This is a genomic window from Phycisphaerae bacterium (genome assembly GCA_012729815.1).
GTDB lineage: Bacteria > Planctomycetota > Phycisphaerae > JAAYCJ01 > JAAYCJ01 > JAAYCJ01.
Map to the genome: position 1 here is coordinate 1 of JAAYCJ010000197.1, position 20,053 is coordinate 20,053.

Sequence of the window (20,053 nt, forward strand, 5' to 3'; positions counted from 1 at the left end):
CGACGGTCGGCGGGACGTGGTGAGCAGCGCCTTGCTGGGATCGCCGTGGGAGAATATGGGTCATCATTTCGATCCGAACGGCGGGTCGGTGTACGTGATTGATTCGTCGCTTCGCGGTCGGCGGGCGATGGAGGGTTCGGCGTTTTTGACGCTGGAGGGCCCGGCGTCGTTCGGGGCGGCGATGGCGGCGGTGGACTACAACGGGGACGGGCAGGAAGACATGGCGGTGGCGTGTCCGCTTCGGGCGGAGGTGTACGTGGTGTACGGGCCTCGCAGCGGCGTACTGACGATGCCGGAGGATGCGGACGTGGTGATCCGCGGTCCGAGCGGGGCGTTCGGTTCGGGTCTGGCGGCGGCGGACGTTGATGAGCGTGGCTGCGGCGAGTTGGTGGTGTCGGATTACATCAACAATGCGATCTACGTGGTGCCGGGCGGGTTGAGCGGCGAGCAGGCGGTGGAGGATGTGGCGCTGGTGGCGGTCCGGTCGGACGATCCGGACGTGCTGGCGTACGCGGCGACGGTGGCGGATTTGACGGGCGACGGGCGATGCGAGTTGATCGTGGCGGCGCGGCTGGCGAATTCAGAGACGGTGGGCCGCTTGTTCGTGATTCGGGGTCCGCTTCGCGGCGAGCTGTCGCTGCAGAAGGACAGCGTATTGGTGCTGGATGACGTGGATCGCGGTCAGCGGCAGATTTCGGTGGATGTCAGCGGGCCGGTGGACGGCGGTCCGGCGCTGCTGGCGATCGGGCTTTCGGGTCGGCGGCATCTGCCGGAGAGCAACAAGTATGGCGAGGTGTGGGTGATTCCGGGGGATTTGCAGGGTCGGTATGGTCTTAACGACGTCGATTCGCCGCCGTTCGCGTGGCGGCTGAAGGTTACCGAACTGGACGATGCGAGTCTGGACCGGCTGGGGACGGTGGTGCTGTTCGCCGAGACGCAGGAGGCGGGGCGGGTGGATCTGGTGGTTTCGGCGCGGGTCATCGAGAGCGATCCGCAGGATTTTGGGCAGGTGATGGTTTTTTCGTTGGAACGGTAGCGCGTCCTGGGCCGGCGTTCAGGGCGGCCGAGGATACTCCGACGGCTGGCGCGTCGGGAGGATGGAGCTCACGATTCCGGATCGGATTGCGCGGCCTTGCTTCAGTTCGCGGGGAGGATTCGCATGCTGTCTTCGAGCAGGGAGAGGCAGCTTTGGCGTTCGCGGGCCCATTGGTCGTCGTCCCCTCGAACCGGGATGCATTCCTGAAGACGGGCGAGGCAGCGCAGGGCCAGGCGCGGGGCGAATTGGGACCTGGAGACATCCTGATCGTACAGGTATCGCTCCACCAGTCCGGCTCGCTCAAACGGTCCCCAGCCCAACGTGTCGATGGCCCAATACTTGTACTTGGCGAACTGGATGTGCGGGTCTTCGAGGCAGGCCCGCTCGAAGAGCTGGAACCCGGTGAGCCTGCGGCCGTCGTACTTGAAGTTCCAGGTGAGGTTTAGTCCGTTGGAGAAGACCAGCGGCACAGCCACCGCTTCCAGGGCCGGCCGAAGCCGGGCCAGAGCCTGGCGAAACAGCGGCTGGGTCATCCACGGTCCGCCTTTGTCGGCGATCAGGTCGAGCTCCCAGATCAACGAGCGGCGCGGCAGGGTCTTGCTGATGGGGTGTCGCTGCAGCGGTTCGGTCAGGGCGTGCAGTCGCGTGACGCCTTCGATCACGAGGCGGCAGATCAGATCGATCTGGTCGGTCGTCGCGTTCCAGAACGGCAGATCCTCGCCTTCCAGGTGGGTCAGCACGGCCATCGGCCCGACGTCGGGAAAGTCGGGATGGAGGGCGGGGCCGGCCAGGAGCTTCTGCACCGGCAGGCCGAGTTCGGCCAGGATCCCGAGGAGGCGGGCCTGTCGCTCAGCCGAGTCAAGAGGATGGGCGTAGGCATGGACCTCGACGGCTGTGTCTTGTCCGTCCGGCAGGCGACAGTGAGCGACGAGTGGATAGCGATAGATCGGGATCAGCGGGGCGAGTTCTCGAATCTCCGACCCGTTCGGGAGGGCTGAGAGAATGAGTCGGGCCTGGAAGGCGTCCAGGGTGGACGGCAGGTGGGCGACCGGTTCCATCATGTCGGAGACCTGAGGCAGCTTCAACAGGACGGCTCTATCAAACCGCTCATCGGGTGCATTGCCATGCAGCATATCCTGGACCATGTTCAACATCCTTTCCTTCAGTCGGGTTCGCGATGCGCTGAGTCGGTTGTTGACCGTGCCGACGGAGACCTCGAGGAAGTCGGCTATCTGCTTTTGGGAATACCCGTCGATGTAGAACAGGGTCGTCACTTCGCGTTGGGAGTCAGGCAACGTTCGAATGGCTGCATGCACCCGGTCTTTCGCTTCCTCCCGCTCCATCGCGTCATGGGGCGGAGGCACGGCGGATGCGACGTGTGCGGCGTCATCCAAGCCGGTCGCGGGCCGTTGCCTGCGGCGGGTGGCTCGTCCGCACTCGGACCAGACGATCCGGCGAAACCAGCCGGGAAAAGCCTGTGGCTGTTGAAGCTGCCCGAGCTTCCCGAACGCTGTGATGAACGCATTCTGTGCGACATCCTCGGCCAGATGGAAATCGCCGAGGATGGAGTAGGCGTAGCCGCACGCCATACCCCTGAACTGCTCCACCAGCCGGCCGTAGGCTTCGACGCGGCTACGGCAGTCCGGCGCGGAGGCGACCCGAGCGACCAATTCGGCAACCTGTTCCACATCAACACCTCTGCCAGAAGGCCTTCTATAGATAAGAGCCGGTGTGCATTTGCGATCTTTACCGGGAACGGCGGTTTTTCGCGACAGTTTTTGGGTGGTCGGTGCAGTAGGTTGGGAGCGAGGGCTACGGAGGCGATGGCGGGGTTATGCGGTGGGAGCGAGAGTGGTGGGCGGCGCCCGCTCTACTTGTCGTTGAGGTTGAAGAGTTTTCGGGCGATTTCGGCGAAGTGGTCGGCCTGGCCGTTTTGGGCGGCCTGTTTGAGGGCGGATTTGGGGTTGGCCAGGAGCTGGTTGATGGTGCGGTCGAGGAGCTGCCGGATCTCCTCGCGGCATTCCTCGGGCAGCGAGGCGAGGTGTTGGCGGGCGAAGGCGCGGGCGAGTTCGGCGTCTTTGACCTGTCGGGCGGAGGTTTCGAGGTCGCGGATGAGGGCGCCGAGTCCCTGGGCGCGGAGAAGTCCGTCGAATCGGGCGGCGCCGTCGCGGACGATCTGCTGGGCGTGTTCGACGGCTTGGCGGCGGCGTTTGAGGTTCTCAGCGGCGAGGCCCTGGAGGTCGTCGATGTTGTAGAGGTAGACGTTGACGAGTTCGCCGACGGCGGGTTCGATGTCGCGCGGGACGGCGAGATCGACCAGGAGCACGGGGCGGCCGCGGCGTTCGGCGAGGGCGCGGGTCATGGACGGGACGCGGAGGACCGGGTGGGGGGCGTCGGTGGAGCTGATGACGATGTCGGCCCGGCTGAGGTAGTCGTCGAGGAGGTCGATCTGAATGGCTTTGCCGTCGTAGCGATCGGCGAGGGCGCGGCCGCGTTCGAGGGAACGGTTGAGGACCAGGACGTTTCGGACACCGCGGGCGACGAGGTTCTGGAGGGTGAGTTCGCTGGTCTCGCCGGCGCCGACGATCATGACGGTTTTGGCGGGCAGGTCGCGGAAGATTTTTTCGGCGAATTCGACGGCGACGGAGCCGACGGAGACCCGTCCGCGGCCGATGTGGGTCTCGCTGTGGACGCGCTTGGCGATGGTGAGTGCCTGCTGGAAGAGCGGGTTGAGCAGCGGCCCGGTGGTGGCGGCTTCGGCGGCGGTGAAGTAGGCCTGCTTGACCTGTCCGAGGATTTCGGTTTCGCCGATGACCATGGAGTCGAGGCTGGCGGCGACGGCGAAGAGGTGTTCGACGGCTTGGAGGTCCTGTTTGACGTAGCAGTGGTCGGCAGGGTCGGGGTTGAGGGTTTCCTGCGGGTGGCCGGTCAGGATGGTCCAGAGTCGCGGGCGATGGGCGGCGACCAGTTCGCCGGCGGCGTAGAGTTCGGTTCGGTTGCAGGTGGAAAGGAGGACGAACTCGGCGTCCTGGAACTCCCACTTGATCCGCTGGAGGACACCGGGGATGTCGTGTTTGCGGAAGGAGAGTTTTTCGCGGAGGGCGAGCGGGGCGGTTCGGAAGTTCACGCCGGTCATGACGAGGTTCATGTGTTGCCTCCCTGCCCGGAGGCGGCGAAGTCGTGCATGCTGTCGGTCAGGAGCGGGACGCCGACGAAGGTGAAGAGGAGGCAGGCGAGTCCGGCGAGGGTGACGACGGCGGCGCGTCGTCCGCAGTAGAGTCGTCCGAGTCGCAGGTAGAGCAGGACGGCGTAGACGGCCCAGGTCAGGGCGGTGGCGAGGATTTTCGGGTCGGTGAGCCACGCCCTTCCCCAGCCGTTGATGTGGGCGAGGACGACGCCCAGGGCGATGGCGGCGGTGAAGACGACGAAGGCGAGTCCGACCTGTCGGCGCATGAGGGCTTCGAGGGTCTCGAGCGGCGGAAGGGCTTCGAAGGTCTGGCCGAACTGTTTGCGTCGGAGGCTTCGGTCCTGGACGAGGAAGGCGGCGGCGTAGACGCTGGCGAGGGTGAAGAGGGCGTAGCCGAGCAGTGCGGTCAGGACGTGCAGGATGAGCCAGGGGCTTTCGATGCCCGGCTGGACCGGCCGATGGGCGAAGGCGCCCCAGGTTCCGAAGGCGGCGAGGACGGTCACGTAGGGCAGAACGATGAGCCAGAGGCCGCGGAGGTCGTGGCGTCGGGCGGTGAAGAAGAATACGACGGTGACGGCGACGACGTAGAAGAGGAGGGCCTGGTGGCGGTCGGCGAGGCTGAAGTGTCCGGATCGGACGGCGTCGACGACGAGGGCGAGCGCGATCAGCAGCGAACCGGCGAGTATGAGGCCGGCCTGCGGTAGCACTCGGTTCGCTCGGCGCAGCGGCGCGGCGACGGCCAGGGCCAAGGCGGCGGCGTAGCAGATTACGCCGGCCATCGTCGTTATCAGCTCAAACGTCGGCATCGCTATCGGAGTCCAATAGTTTCAGATCGATCTTATCGGCGTCCAGCCGCACGGGCGACTGTTTGTATTCGCGGACGGTCCAGAGCTCCAGGTGCTCAGCGTCGGTGAATGGGGCGGCGAGTTCGTCGATCTGTCGGAGGCAATCGTCGCGGCCGGCGCCGTGGAGCATGGCGTAGATGGGCCAGGGCCAGTCGGTGTGGGTGCGGCGCTGGTAGCAGTGGCTGACGCGCGGGCATTCGGCGAGGTGCCGGCCGAGGGCGTCGAGTCGGTCGGCTGGGGCGTTCCAGAGGGTCATGACGTTGCGGTTGGCGGTGAGTTTGGCGAAGTTCCACAGGGCGCCGATCCGTCGGATCAGGCCGTGATGTTTGAGTGTGATCGCGGCTTGGAGCAGGTCGTCTTGGGTCATGCCATTCTGTTTGGCCAGTTCGGCGAACGGCTGCGGGCATAGCGGCAGATCGTCCTGGAGGAGGGCGAGTGCGGTGCGGAGTTGGGCGATTGGCGGCGTCCGCTTGGGTGGTGAGGGGGTTGGCCAGTCGTCTGAGGCCGGGAAGAGGCCGTCGAAGGAGATTTTGTAGTGTTTGGTGGCGTCGAAGGCGCGGATCGGCTGGGCGATGGCCTGCGAGAGTTCCGTGAGGACCTGGTCTGGTGTTGGTCCGGCCGGCGGGCAGGTGAGGGTGAACCAGAGGTTCAGGTCGGCCCCTTCGCGGAGGAAGTTGTGGGAGACTTCGGGTCTGGCGGTGATGAGGGCGGCGAGTCGGTCGGCCTGGTCTGGACGGACGGCGGCGGCGGCGAGGGTGGAGCGACAGCCGAGGCGACGGGTGTTGAAGAAGGCCCGGACGTGGCGAAGACGGCTGGTGGTCCGCCACTGGGCGAGCTTGTTCAGCAGCGAGGGCTGGTCGATATCGGCGCGCTGGGCGACCATCCGCCAGGGCTCAGCGGTCAGAGGCAGATCCTGGAGCAGGCCCATCAGGCGACGGTCCGCCTCGGGCATGCCAGGGGTCAGGTCATTGGTATCGCTGCGGATGGACATGGACCTCCCACACTCGGAACAAAGGCAATTATATCAGTTGTCAGCGGGTCATGAAGGCGAATTTGCCGGGCGGGACGCCGGTGGTTTTCTTAAAGACTTTCATGAAGTAGAACTGGTCATCATATCCGACGGTTGCCGCGACTTCCTTGATCGGGCGGCCCTGGGCAAGGAGTTCCTTGGCGCGGGAGATTCGGAGCGAGGTGACGAATTCGCGCGGGCTGCGGCCGGTGTGGGTCTTAAAGAGGCGGCGGAGGGTAGGCGGGCTGAGGTTGAAATGTCTGGCCAATTCGTCGATGGCGGTCTGGTCTGCGCAGTGGTCGGCGAGGAAGGCGAGGATCGGTTCGATTCGTTCGGGGCCGGCGTTAGCCTGATCCGAGCGGCGGGACGATCGGAAGAGGGCGAGGACCATGTGCAGGATGGTGTTTTTGCGATCGAGGATCTCGGCGAGGTCTTCGCGGTGGATATTGGGCTGGAGTCGCCGGTGGGCGTCGGCGACGGCGGCGAGCGGGTCGTCGATGACGGCTCGGTCTTTTGCCAAATAGCCCAGTTGCAGGAGGTTATGGGCTTCGGGGCCGTTCCAGACGACCCAGCGGGTCTGCCATCGGTTTCTGGGCATGTAGAGGTGGGGTTCGTCGGGGAAGAGGATGATGGCCTGGCCGGCGTGGACGGGGAGGGGGCCGGTGGCGGGGGAGAAGAAGTCGCCTTGGCCGGCGTCGACGCGGACGGCTGCGAACTGGCCGAGGATTCGGAGGCGTTTTCGGCCGTAGTCGTTGAAACTGGCACCGATTCGGTCGACCCAGAGGCCGACGGCGCGTTCGGGTCCGGAGGGGGTGCGGAATTGTTCTTCGCGGTGGACGGGCAGGTCGGATGTGATTGAAAAGTCCATAACGGCGACCGCAAAATCCATTGTTGGTGGAATAAGGCACTTATTATCATCGATTTATGGCATGATATCAAGGGTATGGCGGCCCATTGAGGGCGTTGTGTCTGGTCGAAAAGTGCATATCGGTGGATAAAGGAAAGGACGAGACGGATGAACGCTCGTGAACGTTTCCTCGAGACGCTGCGGTTTGGCAAGCCGGATCGGATTCCGTTTTCTCCGGGCGGCGGTCGGGAGTCGACCCGGGCCCGCTGGCACCGGGAGGGTCTGCCGGAGGGCGAGCAGGACATCACGGGGTATGCGTATCGCGCGGCGGGCGGGGTTGAGAAGCTCGATCCGGGGCTTGGATCGTTCCCGATCAGCGAGCGGATGATTCCGGAGTTCGAGGAGAAGGTGATCGAGCGGAAGGAGCGGACGCAGATCGTGCAGGACTGGAAGGGGAACATCTGCGAGATCAGCAATGAGTTCGACACGCGGTACCTGCGCAATGCGTACGATTTTGTGACGCGGCGGTGGATCAAGTGTCCGGTGGAGTCGCGGTCGGACTGGGAGGCGATGAAGCAGCGGTACGACGCGGAGGATCCGTCGCGGCTGGCGGAGGACGCGGCGGAGTTGGGCCGGCGGATGGCGGAGCGGGACTATCCGGTGGGGTTCCATTTTTCGGGGCCGTTCTGGCAGCTTCGCGAGTGGGTGGGGTTTGAGAATTTGTGCATGATGTTTATTGAGGATCCGGATTTCGTTCGGGAGATGCTGGGTTTCTGGCAGGAGTACGTGGCGCGGCTGATCGAGCGGGGGTTGGAGTACGTCAAGCCGGACATGGTGCATCTGTCGGAGGACATGGCGTACAAGAAGTTTTCGATGATATCGCCGGCGATGTGTCGGGAGTTTCTGTTGCCGGTGTGGCAGCGGTGGGGACAGATCGTGCGCGAGGCGGGCGTGCCGATCTACGCGATCGACTCGGATGGGTACATCGGCGAGTTGATTCCGATCTGGATGGAGGCGGGAGTCAATTGCTGCGATCCGATCGAGGTGGCGGCGGGCAACGACATCAACGAGTTTCGTCGGCGGTTCGGGAAGAACATGGCGTATCGCGGCGGCGTGGACAAACGGGCGATGGCCAAGGGCGGCAAGGCGCTGGCGGATGAGTTGGCGCGGATTGAACCGGTGGTTCGCGACGGCGGGTATATTCCCGGCTGCGATCATGGCGTGCCGTCGGATGTTTCGTGGGCGGACTTTGTGGATTATGTGGGGCGGCTGGCGAGGATGACGGGGTGGATGTGAGGAAGAGAGAATTCTGAATTCAGAAGCCAGAAGGTGGAGGTTATGGGGCGAGGGCGACGGAGCCTCGGGGTAGGGGGGCGGGGTCGATGAGGACTTGTGGGGTTGCGGGCCGGTGATTCTGCACGAGTTGGCCGAGGAGTTCGCCGGCGGTCCGGCCGAGTCGTTGCGAGCAGGTCCAGGGGCACCAGACGGTCAGGGGCGGGTCGAGGGCTTCGGGGAGGTGTTGGTTTTCGCCGGTGACGGCGACGACGCTGATGTCCTTTGGGATGGCGAGGCCGGCGCTGCGGATGGCTCGGTAGGCGTTGGCGGCAACGACGGCGTTGAGGGCGACGACGGCGGTGGGCGGTTTTGGGAGGGCGAGGAGTTGTCGCATGGCGTCGAAGCCGCGGCGGTCGGTGAATTCGGTTTCGAAGCGGAACCACTGTTCGTTGGGTTCGATTCCGGCTTCGTTCAGGAATTCACAGAGGCCTTCGACCTGTTGATCGACGGTCCAGTATCGCGGCGAACTGATGTAAGCGATACGTCGGTGGCCCAGGTCGACCAGGTGCTGGGCGATCTGTCGCGCGGCGAGGCGGTGGTTCAGGACAACGATGGGGCCGTCGAGGTGGTCGAGGGGCTGGCTGAACTGGACGACGGGCAGGTTGATTTCGAAGAGCGGCTGGTAGACCTGGTGGGCATCGGGTTCGTAAGGGAGCGGTTCGACGATGGCGCCGGCGGGTTTTCGGTCGAGGATGCGTTTGACGGCTTCGCGTGCGTGCCGCGGGTCGTCGCCGACGTATTCGACGGTGACGCGGGCACCGGCGGCGACGGCGGCCTCTTCGAGGCCGGCGAGGGCGAAGTCGCCGTGATCGTGGCGGTAGCGACAGAGGACGGACCAGTGGAAGGAGGCAACGGTTTTGGGTGCGGCGTGCTGGTCGAGGATGAAGGTGCCGCGGCCAGGGGTGCGGCGGATTTTGCCTTCGTGCTGGAGTTCGAACATGGCCTGGCGGATGGTGCCGCGGCTGACGCTGTGGATTTCCATCAGAAGGTGTTCGGCGGGCAAGGGTTTGTCGGGGGTGAACTCTCCCCGTTCGATCCGCGCCAGTATCCAGTGCTTGACCTGCTGATACTTGGTCGGAGATCGATCATGATGTTCCGCCTTGTGTTCCGGCCCCGACTGACTCATGCTCCCTTGGCTCGTATCTACAACATTTAAGGTATCTCTACAAGCGGATCGCAGGGGTTGTCAACGAGAAACTGCACATGAGTGCAGATATTGTTGTGGAACAAGGATTTCTGATGTAAATTGGCCTGTACAGCCGGTCTAAATGTATAGACATTTGGTGCGTTGAGAGGTGTTGTTGATACGGAGTAATGGGCATGGAGTTAGCAAGACAGCTTCGGCGGAAGATGGCGTTGGGCGAGGTGGTGTTTGGGACGTTCGTGTGTGAGATGAAGACGGCGGGGGTGGCGGCGATACTTCATCGCAGCGGGTTCGACTACTTGATTCTGGACATGGAGCACGGGTTGTACGACCCGGATCAGGCGGGGCGGATTATTGATTCGGCGAAGCGGCACGGCATTTGCACAATCGTTCGGGTACCGTGGCATGAGCCGGGGATGATCAGCCGGATTCTGGACGCCGGGGCGGAGGGGATTCTGGTGCCGATGATCCGAACGATGGAGGAGGTGGATCGTGCGGTGTCGGCGGCGAAGTACGCGCCGGTCGGTCGGCGGGGGCTGCATCCGATCCGGCCGCACACGGATTTCGTTGCTCCGGCGAGCATGGAAACGTACTGCCGGGAGGCCAACGCGAATTTGATTCTGGGCATTCAGGTTGAGACGTGCGCCGCGGTGGAGCTGATCGAACCCATCGCGGCGAATCCGGGGGTGGACATGGTGTTCGTAGGTCCGGGGGACCTGTCGGCTGAGATGGGGAATTTCCAGGGGCTTTCGCATCCGGACGTGCTCGAGGTGGTGCGGCGGGTCGCGCGGGCGTGCGACGCGCACGGGAAGATCGCGTCGAGTCATTCGGGCAGTTTTGAGGACATTCGCCGGGTGGCCGAGGTGGGGGTGAAGATGATCAGCAATTCGGATGAGATGACGCGGTTCCACGAGGGGGCGTCGGGGTTTATCGCAGGGGCGCGGGAGGCGTTGGGGGGGTAGGAGAGACGGGCAGGTTCGGTCGTTTGCGGGCTTGTGCCGGGCGAGGCCGGGACCGGCTGGTTACGCGTCTGGAGATTCCATCTTGACGCGGGGGTGTGGTTTGCGTTACACTTAGACCGGTTTAATAGGCATATGAGTGGTTACTGTTTCGGTTTATCAAGGTTTGGACGATGATCAGCCGGGCTCGGCTTATCGACGTGGCGCGGGAGTGCGGGGTATCGAAGGCGACGGTGAGCCGGATTCTGAACGATCCGGGCGAGCGCGATCCGTTCAATAAGGTGACGCGTCGGCGGGTGGTGGAGACGGCTCGACGGCTGGGGTATCAGCCGAGCCATCGGGCGCGGGCGTTTGCGCGGGGTCGGAGCGAGGCGATCGGGGTGCTGTACGGGGGTGCGCTGCCGACGGTGGGGCACGTGTACGAGAGCTTCTTTGCGAGCTTTGTGGAGGAGGTGCATCGGCGAGCCTGTCACCTCGCGTTTCTTCCCGCCCGGTACGCGATGGAGGACTGGGATCGTCTGGTGTTACCGGAACGGGTGGATGCCCTGGTGGCGGTGGAGGCCGTTGATCCGGAGTGCGTGGTTCGGGCGGAGCGGGCCGGGTTGCCCCTGGTCACGTGCAACGCGGATCCCTCGGCGGAGCACGATTCGGTGGTATTTGACGACTATCAGGGGGCGTGCCTGGCGACGCAGCACCTTCTGGACCTGGGGCATCGGGACATTCGGTTCTGGCTGGTCGATTCGGGCCATTACAGCGTGGAACAGCGTTGCCGTGGTTTTGCCGATACGATGGCGCGTGCGGGCGTGGACGTTGGCGGCGAGAGGGTTTTTCGGACGGAGAACACGCAGGCATTGCCGTTTGTTGAGAGGTGTCTGGCGTGCCGGCCGCGGCCGACGGGCCTGTTGGTCTACAACCATTACCAAGCGGTCGAGGTGCTGAAGGTGCTGCATGGGCGCGGCGTTCGGGTTCCGCGGGAGATGAGCGTGGTGACGTTCAATGACGCGTATCCCTGCGAGCACGTGATTCCGCCGTTGACGACGGTGCATCTGCCGTTCGACCGGATGGGTCGGATCGCGGCGGAGATGGTGTTTCGGAAGATCGACGACCGGGATTCCCGCTGTGAGCGTGTGGTTCTGCCCGAGAGGCTGGTGGTTCGCGAGTCGAGCGCCGCCGCTTCGGCGGTGCGTTCGGAGGAGGCATCCGATGAGGAGTAGGAGTTTCACGCTGATCGAGCTTCTGGTGGTGATTGCCATCATTTCCGTGTTGGTTTCGCTGCTGTTGCCGGCGTTGTCGCGGGCTCGCGATGCGGCCCGGCAGGTGGTGTGCGAGAACAACCTGCGGACGATGGGCATGGGCCTTCGGTATTACGCGGAGGACTATGAGGACGCGGTGATGCCGTGGCGGATCATCCGGAGCAGTCCGGCTTCGGGCGATCCGTACGGGAACAGCGAGTGTTGGTATCCGCGTCTGGCGGGATACGTGAAGGACGGGAACTGGTGGGACGTCGATCCGGGCACGGATCCGAGCGTGTGTCCGAGCTGGCCGAGCAATCGGAGTTACGCGATGAACCGGTACAGCGGGCAGTGCTACGATACGGGGGAGAGCGACGGGAGTTGCCCGTGGCCGGGGAAGGTATCGGGGCTGTTGTGCCCGAGCGAGACGCTGTACCTGGCGGACGGCAATCCGCTTCGCAACGGGAGCAACTGGCGGTGGGCGTGCTATGAGGCCCACGAGTGGAATCTTTTGGACCGGGTGGATGATTTGCGTCATCCGAGCGGGGCGGGCATGCTGTACGTGGACGGGCACGTGAGTGTTAATCACGAGGGGGTCACGCGGTTTGACGCCGCGCTGTGGCATTTTCTGAGGAACTGACGGGTGCGGACGGTCGAGGCGAGCCGGTCAGACCGTCCGGTCGTCGGGCCGGCAGGAGCTGGGCGTCGGTATTAAAGGCGGCCGGGCGGAGGTACTGAATGTCAAGTTCACACAAGCTGTCAGCCTCGGACGTTGTTGTGTTCATTTCGCTCGTTGCCACCGTCACATCGAGCGGCCGGGTGGCTTCGGGTGCGACGTTTGTGAAGGGTGAGAGCCAACGGCGGGTGGCCGATCTGTCGGGCGAGTGGGAGTTTCAGCCGGTCTGGCGGAAGCAGCTTGGATATCCGCCCGACGCGGCGGGCTGGAAGACGATCACGGTCCCGAATCCGTGGGGCGCCCGGAGCGACTGGCAGCGTCTGTCGGGCGAGCCGCCGGCGGAGTGGGACGAGACGTACGGTGACGGGTGCTTTGACGGGCCGGGCAACAGCCTTCCGTTTGCGTGGTACAGACGCATTGTGGAACTGTCCGAGACGGCGGCTGAGAGCAGGATGAAGCTTGAGTTCGACGCGGTCGCTCACCAGGCGTGGGTGTATTTCAATGGTACGCCGGTATGCCATCACGTCGGCGGGTTCACGCCTTTTGAGGTGGACGTGACGGATCTGGTCCGGCCGGGCAGGAACGAGATTCTGGTTGGCGTGGGCGATCAGCGGTCGTTTACGAGGGATCGGTATTGGCAGCGTGAAGCGGCGTTCGCTCCGACGGCGGCGATGTATCCCTTTTACGTCGGGATCTGGCAGGACGTTCGGCTTGTCATTCGTCCGGCGGCGGCGATCGACGACGTGTTTGTCATGCCGTCGGTTCGGGCGATGCGGCTTGACGTTGCGACGACGGTGAAGAATGAGGGGAAGGATCGCTTCGACGGGTTTTTGCGGGCGGAGGTTCTTGACGGCGAGGCGCCGGTCAAGGAGTTCGAGTCTTTGGCGGTGTCGCTCGATCCGGGCGAAGCGAAGGTGGTGACGTTCTCGGAGCCGTTCGAGCGGGCGGAGTTGTGGTGGCCGGACCATCCGAAGCTGTATCACGTGAGGACGACGCTGGAGAGGGGCGACGGCGAGGTGGATGGGCAGACGCAGCGGTTCGGGTTTCGGGAGTTCTGGATCGACGGACGATCGTTCGTTCTGAACGGGGCGAAGGTGAGGCTGTGGAACATCTGGGGACACGTTGGGGAGTACAATCGTTCGGGAGCGGCTGAGGGGCTTGAGGGGGCCAAGCGGATGTGGCGGGCGCTGAAGGAGAGCCACATCGTTTCGGCGAGGCTTCACGGCCAGCCGATGGCTCCGTGGATACTCGACGCGGCGGATGAGGAGGGCGTCCTGCTGATCGCGGAGTCGGCCCTTTACGACGGAGGGCACCAGTTTTTCGGCGAGCCGCCGTACGAGGGCGAGCCGGCGGAGGAGCTTTACCGGAAGAACGCCCGCGCGCACCTTCGCGAATGGGTTCGACGGGATCGGAATCACCCGTCGGTGGTTCTGTGGAGCAGCAGCAACGAGTTCGCGTTCTGGACGACGCCGCGGCACAAGAAGGTGACGGAGTTTCTGGTGGAGCTTCAGGACCTGATTCGGGAACTCGACCCGACGCGGCCGGTGAAGCACAGCGCGTACGGGGCGCTGGACGGGAAGGAGATGACGATCGATCTGCACTATCCGCAGGATTCCTCCGTCCCGCCGAATGGTTTTTTCTGGGCGACGCGCCAGACGGGAGGGCGGTGGTACCATGACAACGTCGCGGGCGGCATCTACTGCGAAGTCCACTGGCAGGGCGACAAGCCGCTCTGTGTTGGCGAGGACGTTCCGCGGATGGACCCGTCCATACTGATCGGCGAGCGCGCGGCGCGGGATGAGGGAGAGCGCCTGAGGGGTTTTGCGGAGATGTGGCGGATGCTGGTCAACGCCTATCGTCTGCAGGACATCGCGATGGAGAGTCCGGCGTTTTTCCATTCCGAGGGCGGGAGGATTCCGAATTCGCACCTGGCGGCGGTGAAGGACGTGTTCAAGCCGGTTGGCGTGTTTCCCAAGGAGCACCATACGCGGTTTTTTGGCGGGAGGCGCGTGGATCGGACGCTGGTGGTCTACAACGAGACTTATCGGCCGAGGGAGTTGTCGCTGGTGTGGGAGGTCGGCGAGGACGGCAAGGGGATCGGGCAGGGGGCCAAGACGGTGATTGTGGCGCCGGGCGAGATTGCGGAGATCGGTATTGGGTTTGACTCGCCCGTTGTCCCGGCGGAGACGACCGTTGTGCTGACGGCGATGCTTTGCGAAGGCGAGGACGTGGCGGATTCGCTTGAGATCGCCTATCGAATCTATCCGGTGGCGGACGCGCTTGGTCTTCCATCGGGCCGATTGGCGCTGTTCGATCCGGAGAAGGAGACGGCTGGGGTGTTCGAGAGGCTTGGCGTACCGTTCGAATCGCTCGATTCGCTTGAGGGCGTGAAGGAAGGCTGGGTTGTCGTGATCGGGCGAAACGCTCTAAGCGGGGAGTTTCCTGGTGACCTGGCCCGCTGGCTTGCGGGCTTTGTCGAGGCGGGCGGGACGGTGGTCTGTCTGGACCAGCGTGAATTTCTCCGGTGGCTGCCGGTTCGTCTTGAGCCGGCGAGAGGCTCGCGGGCCACGGCGGCGTTCATCAACGAGGCCGATCATCCGATCGTCAGTGGAATCGACGAAGACGAACTGCGGTTCTGGGCGAGCGACAACTACGTCGCCGCGACGGACCTTTTTCGGAGGCCGTCCGCCGGGCGGTTTGAGGCGGTCATCGCGGCTGGCGGCGGGTCATCGCTTACACCGCTGGTCGAGGTCCCTTACGGGCGAGGGTCGTATCTGCTTTGTCAGATGCCGCTGGTGGCGAAGATCGATTGCGAGCCCGCGTGCCGAAAGTTGCTGGCGGGGATTCTGGCATACGCGATGGAGCGAAAGGCGACGACTCCGGCGGTCTGGGACGAGCAGGATATGGTATCCTTCGCTTCGTATGAGGAGGCGGGCTATCGGCGGATCGACCTGGCTGGGCAGTGCAATCGGGACTTTCGCGAGGAGATTGCGACGGACAAGATGATGTACTCGGGCTGGGTGATCGACCGTTTGGAGACGGTGGGCGATCTTCCGTCCGGAGACGTGACGTTTGAGGGCGTTCCTTTCACCCTTGTGTCGTCGAAGGACAACAACGGGAGGAACTGCATTGCGTTGCGGTCGGCTAAGGCGTTTTACCCCTTTGTGCCAGCGCCGTACATTCAGGACAAAGCCGCGATCGACGTCGGCGGGCGTTTCTCGCACCTCTATTTCCTTCACACGCTCTCGTACAACTGGACCGCGAACGACATGGGGAGTTACGTCGTTCGCTACGTCGACGGTTGCGAGGAGGCGATTCCGCTTCAGGTCGGCTTGAACATCGAGTCGTGGCCGGCGACTCCGCCGAGAGTGATGCCCTGGGCCAAGCCGGTGTGGCGTGGGATTGTTCCGGGGCCGGAGGAGGCCACGCTCTATCTTTTCGAGTGGGCCAATCCGTTTCCGGAGAAACCGATCGCGCGGATCGAGTTTCGCCTGGCACCGTCCACGGCCATTCCGATTTTGGCGGCTGTGACAGGACGGGAGATTGCGCTCAGAGGGCGGTAGACGCCGGCGATGGCGGCCGGCATGGCGTTCTATCTCGGCTCGGGTTCGCCGGCTGCCGGGCGTTCCTGTCGGACTTCGACTTCGCCGACCATGCCGTTCATTTCGTGCGGGACACAGAAGTAGCGGTAGAGGCCTGGGACGGTGAAGGTGTGGCGGAAGGTGTCGCCCGGCTGCATGGTTCCCGAGTCGAAGGTTTCGGCGCCTTCGGGCAGTTGGACGTGGTCTTGCGGGCGGATGGCCTGAGCGGGATCGGCGGTGACGGTGTGCGGGATGTCGGAGGTGTTTTTCCAGAGGACGGTCTGGCCGGCGTCGATGGCGATTCGTTTTGGAATGAATTCGAGCTGGTTGGTCATGCCGACTTCGGGCGCGGCGGGCGTGGTGGCCGGCGAGGGCTCCGCGGCTTCGCCTTCGTCGATGGGCGCGGCTTGCGCGGCCGGTCCGAAGCCGAGCAGCGGGCCCGAGTGCGAGTCGAAGAGCATGAGGATTCCCAGCCACACCTGGACTGCGGCTGCGATGAGCAGCAGGGCCAGGAAGACGGCGACGACGGAGCGGTGGCGTTTGAGGTAGTTGGCGACGAAGATCAGGATGAAGGTCAGGACGATGACGCTGACGCCGACGATGGCGTGCAGCAGGAGTCGCAGGTGCGAGGGCTCGAAGAGCTCTTGCCAGTTGTGTTCGAGGGCGTCGACGCTGATCGCGTCGGTCACCGCCCAGATTCCGGCCAGGGCGGTCAGCAGTCCGGCGACCAGGGCAGCCAGCCAGTATCGCCAGGGCCGTGCGATCGGGACTTGCGGTTCGGCGCTGCCGTGTGGCGGTTCGCCCGGCGGGGCGACCTCGTAGCCTCGCTGTTGGATTTCGGCGGTTGCCTGGGTGGCGACGCGCCATGAGACCGCCAGCGATCCGACCGCGATGGCGAGGAGCAGGCCGGCCAGTGTCAGGTGAAGCTGAAGCGACGAGATATAGTATTCGATGCCGGTGGTTTGCGGCGTGGCGGCGTCGGCGGTCTGGTCGAGGGCGGCGACGCCCGTGCCGTAGCGGTAGACCATTTCGCCGCCGTGCCAGGCTCCGACGGTCATCAGAGCCAGCGCGACCAGGAGGGCGATGGTCATGGGCCAGTAGGCCCGTTGCCGCCATTCGCGGTTGCCGCCAACCCACAGGACGATCACCACGAGGAAGATCACCGCGGCGATGCTGTTGAACAGGATGTGGTCGCTGATCAGCTCCCACTGGGCATCGTTCCAGGTGCTCTGTTGGACCACCGCCGACCAGTCCATACCGAGGGTCAGCGGTCCGCGAACGACCTCATCGCGGAAGGCGTAGAGACCGGTGGTAGCGGCCGGGACGGCCAGGAGGGCGCCGAGCAGGACCATCCAGCGTCCCGCTCCGCGAAAGCCCTCCCGGGTCCCGATCAGTCCGAGCCACTCGATGATGATTCCCGTCGTCAGCAGGGCGATGGGAAAGTGGAGCACGATGACGTGCCAGTTCGGATGGATGAACTCGTTGGTCATGGCGATCCTCTTGCCAGGCCCCGGACGACAGGGGCGTTCAGTCTCTGACTTCCACTTCGCCGATCATACCGGTCGTTTCGTGCGGAATGGAGAAGTACCGATAAAGGCCGGGGACGGTGAAGGTATAGCGGTAGGTCTGACCCGGTTGGATGGTTCCGGAGTCGAAAGGCACGGCCCCTTCGGGCAGTCTGACGTGCGCCCGATCAACGGCCCTTTCGGGCATGGCGGTCACGGTGTGGACGACGTCGGAGGCGTTTTTCCACTCCACGGTCTGTCCTCTGTCGATGGTGAGCCTTTCCGGGACAAACCTGAGGTTGTCGGTCATTTTGACCGTGACCATGGTTTCGAGGACTTCGCCGTTTCCGTCGGTCACGGCGCCGTTATCGCTCCACCTTTCGCACCAACTGCATCCGGCCAGCCCCACGACCGCCATCAGCGCAAACCCCCAGAACATTCGATGCATGATACACCTCCCTCGATTGGAACTGAGTACCCCCTGATTGAGAACGAAAGAGAACTCCACGGGCCGTATTGTACCTCGGAAGTGCGTCGTGTCAAAAGCAAAACCCGGCGGGCGCATCGTTGTTGGCGGGCCCGTCGATGGAAGGGCATGAGTCGCAAGGGGAACGGATGGCCCAGGCGGAAAAGACTCGCGCAAGAAAGCGCCTCCGACCGGTCGGCCGGAGGCGCTTGGGACATTGGCACAGGCGCCGCGGTGCGCCGAGGTGCGCGGGCTAGAGGCCCAGGCCGTAGTTGTTCTCGGCGATGTCGCGATCATCGCCGTCGACGTCGCCGTCGCCGTCCATGTCGCCGTCGTCGCGATAGGCGCCGGAGGCGGTTGGGATGTTGGCGTCAATGATGGCCAGGTCGTCGTCATCGACGTCCAGGTCGCCGTCGACGTCGCCGGCCAGGACGATGGAGACCTGGGTGGAGAACTTGGTGGGCTGGGGACCGGCGCTCTGGTAGGTCAACTCCATGAAGTAGGCGGTCCAGCCTTCCGTCGGATAAGGCACCTCGCTGAAGAACATGCCGTAGCCCCAGTAGTCGGCGGTCGTGCTGGTGTAGGCGTCGCCGATCACTTCATGGCGGAAGTCCCGCGCGGTGGGGTTGTTGGCCTGCCACAGCTTGGCGCTGGTGACGTACCCGGTCCACGACCAGACGAGGATCGACCCGTCGCTATCGACGATGGTGAGGAAGGTAGGCAGGGTGGCGCTATTCAGGATGGACCAGTAGAATCCTTCCAGGGCGTTGAAGGCGTCGACATTCAGGTCGTGGTCGGTGTTCTGAACGTATCGGATCCAGCTTGGTCCCTGGAGTTCGTCCCAGTAGAACTGGGAGGAGTCCGGGAGGAAGAAGGGGTCGCCGGCCGAGTTGACGATGTATTTGGGGATATCGATCCGGTCGAGGTATTCGTACGGATCGATGATCTCCATGAGCATGTCGGCCTCCGGCGAGCCGAGGCGGTCGAAGATCCCGGCGTCGACGTAGGGTTGGACGGGCCAGGACCAGGACTGGTAGACGTCGTAGTGGTGCTGGAAGGACTCCTGGAGGTTGAGGGCGTCGAAGACCATCGGAGCGATGGCGGCGACGCGCGGTTCCTGGGCGAGGGCGTCGACGGCGGCGGCGAGCCAGGCGGACCAGCCGCGTTTGGAGATTCCGCTGATGACGAACTGGTCGAGCGTCTTGTTGAGGCCGGAACAGATGGCCTGGGCGGCGTCCATGGAGCGGATGGTGGCCTTGGTCATGGGCAGGTTCGCGGGCCAGTAGTTGTCGACGGAGTTGGCGTCGTAGGCGTCGAAGAACTCTTTCCATGAGTAGGCCAGCACCGCATCTTCATGGCGCCAGGTCCCGGCGGCTTCGCTGAGGAACTTGAGCTGCTGGTTCGGGACCATTTCGCACTGGACGACGATGGACTGGGTGTCGGTGGCGATGCCGGCGAGGATGGAATCGACGGTGGTCGGGATGTTGCTGCGCAGCTCGTACGTGCCGTAGCGGTTGAATCCGACGCCCCCGAGCGGGGAGTCGAGGTAGAGCAGAGCGGTCTCGTGGCTAACGGTGTCGGGCACGATGATGGTCAGCCAGTGCCACCATTCGGTGTGCGAGATTTCGTTGGGGTCTCGCCAGTTCTGGGAGGTCATGTCGTAGACGTAGGCGGTGTAGCCCGTGCCGGCGATGGTGTTGACGAGGGTGTAGGCGAAGCTCTGGTCGGCGGCGGCGACGTAGTCGTCGAGCGCGGTGGCCATCGCGAGTCCGGGGCACAAGCCGGCAACGACCGCCGCTGCGCAGATCATGGCGCCCCATTTCTGAGTCAATGCAGTTTTCATGGTTGGTCCTCCAAAAAGGTGTCGAACAGTACCCCACAGGCACCGGCGTCCGCCGTTCGCGGCTTGGCCGGAGATGCACCGACAGAGCGTTATCCCCGCGCAAGGATGCTGTGCTTGCGCGTCCGGCTGGTCCACTCGTTTTGCTGCTCCCGTTGTCGCCGGGCGCACCTTCTTCGGTTTTCGCGGTCGCGAAGAAGGGCACATCCCAACCCAGGCTGCGAAGGAAGCGGTTCCTCCGGCTGCACCATGCGCAGCCGAGAGTGCCGTTTCCAGGCACAACGAGAGTCCCATGTCCAGACCGCTGGAGTCTCGCCAGCCAGCGATTGTAAGGTGAGATTCCCAACAGTCAGCCGATACCGTCGTCTCAGTGTGTCTCAGGGATGCCTCA

General features: G+C 64.1%; 15 protein-coding genes. 6 read left to right on the forward strand and 9 right to left on the reverse strand.

What is annotated here, in order from left to right:
* Nucleotides 1-1,036, forward strand: a 1,036-nt coding sequence (locus GXY33_13105; protein NLX06070.1) for a hypothetical protein, incomplete at its 5' end; no start/stop codon positions are given.
* A 101-nt stretch (nt 1,037-1,137) separates the two neighbouring features.
* Here the strand turns inward: GXY33_13105 and GXY33_13110 are convergent.
* The 5 genes from GXY33_13110 to GXY33_13130 form a co-directional block, all read right to left on the reverse strand.
* On the reverse strand, nt 1,138-2,724 hold the full coding sequence (locus GXY33_13110; protein NLX06071.1) for a sigma-70 family RNA polymerase sigma factor: 1,587 nt from the start codon (nt 2,722-2,724) through the stop codon (nt 1,138-1,140).
* Nucleotides 2,725-2,906: 182 nt separating this feature from the next.
* Nucleotides 2,907-4,184, reverse strand: coding sequence for a glutamyl-tRNA reductase (locus tag GXY33_13115; GenBank protein NLX06072.1), 1,278 nt, complete (start codon nt 4,182-4,184; stop codon nt 2,907-2,909).
* On the reverse strand, nt 4,181-5,029 hold the full coding sequence (gene ccsA, locus GXY33_13120) for a cytochrome c biogenesis protein CcsA (GenBank protein ID NLX06073.1): 849 nt from the start codon (nt 5,027-5,029) through the stop codon (nt 4,181-4,183). Before ccsA ends, GXY33_13115 begins: the two co-directional genes overlap by 4 nt.
* On the reverse strand, nt 5,016-6,059 hold the full coding sequence (locus tag GXY33_13125; protein NLX06074.1) for an Lrp/AsnC family transcriptional regulator: 1,044 nt from the start codon (nt 6,057-6,059) through the stop codon (nt 5,016-5,018). Before GXY33_13125 ends, ccsA begins: the two co-directional genes overlap by 14 nt.
* A gap of 40 nt (nt 6,060-6,099) precedes the next feature.
* Nucleotides 6,100-6,945 carry a helix-turn-helix domain-containing protein gene (locus tag GXY33_13130; protein ID NLX06075.1) on the reverse strand — a complete coding sequence of 282 codons (846 nt, stop codon included), beginning with the start codon at nt 6,943-6,945 and terminating at the stop codon, nt 6,100-6,102.
* A gap of 147 nt (nt 6,946-7,092) precedes the next feature.
* Between GXY33_13130 and GXY33_13135 the strand changes: the two genes are divergently transcribed.
* Nucleotides 7,093-8,220, forward strand: coding sequence for a hypothetical protein (locus GXY33_13135; protein NLX06076.1), 1,128 nt, complete (start codon nt 7,093-7,095; stop codon nt 8,218-8,220).
* 40 nt (nt 8,221-8,260) lie between these two features.
* Here GXY33_13135 and GXY33_13140 read toward each other — a convergent pair whose 3' ends face one another.
* Nucleotides 8,261-9,385: a substrate-binding domain-containing protein gene (locus tag GXY33_13140; protein NLX06077.1), complete on the reverse strand. Its 1,125-nt coding sequence runs from the start codon at nt 9,383-9,385 to the stop codon at nt 8,261-8,263.
* 194 nt (nt 9,386-9,579) lie between these two features.
* Between GXY33_13140 and GXY33_13145 the strand changes: the two genes are divergently transcribed.
* The 4 genes from GXY33_13145 to GXY33_13160 all read left to right on the forward strand — a co-directional run bounded on the left by GXY33_13145 (nt 9,580) and on the right by GXY33_13160 (nt 15,833).
* Nucleotides 9,580-10,365 carry a hypothetical protein gene (locus GXY33_13145; GenBank protein ID NLX06078.1) on the forward strand — a complete coding sequence of 262 codons (786 nt, stop codon included), beginning with the start codon at nt 9,580-9,582 and terminating at the stop codon, nt 10,363-10,365.
* 170 nt (nt 10,366-10,535) lie between these two features.
* Complete coding sequence (locus tag GXY33_13150) at nt 10,536-11,576, forward strand: LacI family transcriptional regulator (GenBank protein ID NLX06079.1); 1,041 nt, start codon at nt 10,536-10,538, stop codon at nt 11,574-11,576.
* A complete protein-coding gene (locus GXY33_13155; protein NLX06080.1) occupies nt 11,566-12,234 on the forward strand; it encodes a type II secretion system protein in 669 nt (222 codons plus the stop codon). The genes GXY33_13150 and GXY33_13155 overlap by 11 nt, the downstream gene beginning before the upstream one ends.
* A 98-nt stretch (nt 12,235-12,332) precedes the next feature.
* Nucleotides 12,333-15,833 (forward strand): hypothetical protein, encoded by a 3,501-nt coding sequence (locus GXY33_13160; protein ID NLX06081.1) that lies wholly within the window; start codon nt 12,333-12,335, stop codon nt 15,831-15,833.
* Between the two features lie 29 nt (nt 15,834-15,862).
* Here GXY33_13160 and GXY33_13165 read toward each other — a convergent pair whose 3' ends face one another.
* From GXY33_13165 to GXY33_13175, 3 genes are all read right to left on the reverse strand, one after another.
* The gene (locus GXY33_13165) at nt 15,863-17,341 is read right to left on the reverse strand and encodes a hypothetical protein (GenBank protein NLX06082.1); all 1,479 of its coding nucleotides are present in this window, start codon (nt 17,339-17,341) and stop codon (nt 15,863-15,865) included.
* 37 nt (nt 17,342-17,378) lie between these two features.
* Nucleotides 17,379-17,804, reverse strand: a complete 426-nt coding sequence (locus GXY33_13170; GenBank protein ID NLX06083.1) for a hypothetical protein — start codon at nt 17,802-17,804, stop codon at nt 17,379-17,381.
* A gap of 271 nt (nt 17,805-18,075) precedes the next feature.
* On the reverse strand, nt 18,076-19,665 hold the full coding sequence (locus GXY33_13175) for a PhoPQ-activated pathogenicity (GenBank protein ID NLX06084.1): 1,590 nt from the start codon (nt 19,663-19,665) through the stop codon (nt 18,076-18,078).
* Nucleotides 19,666-20,053 lie beyond the last annotated feature (388 nt).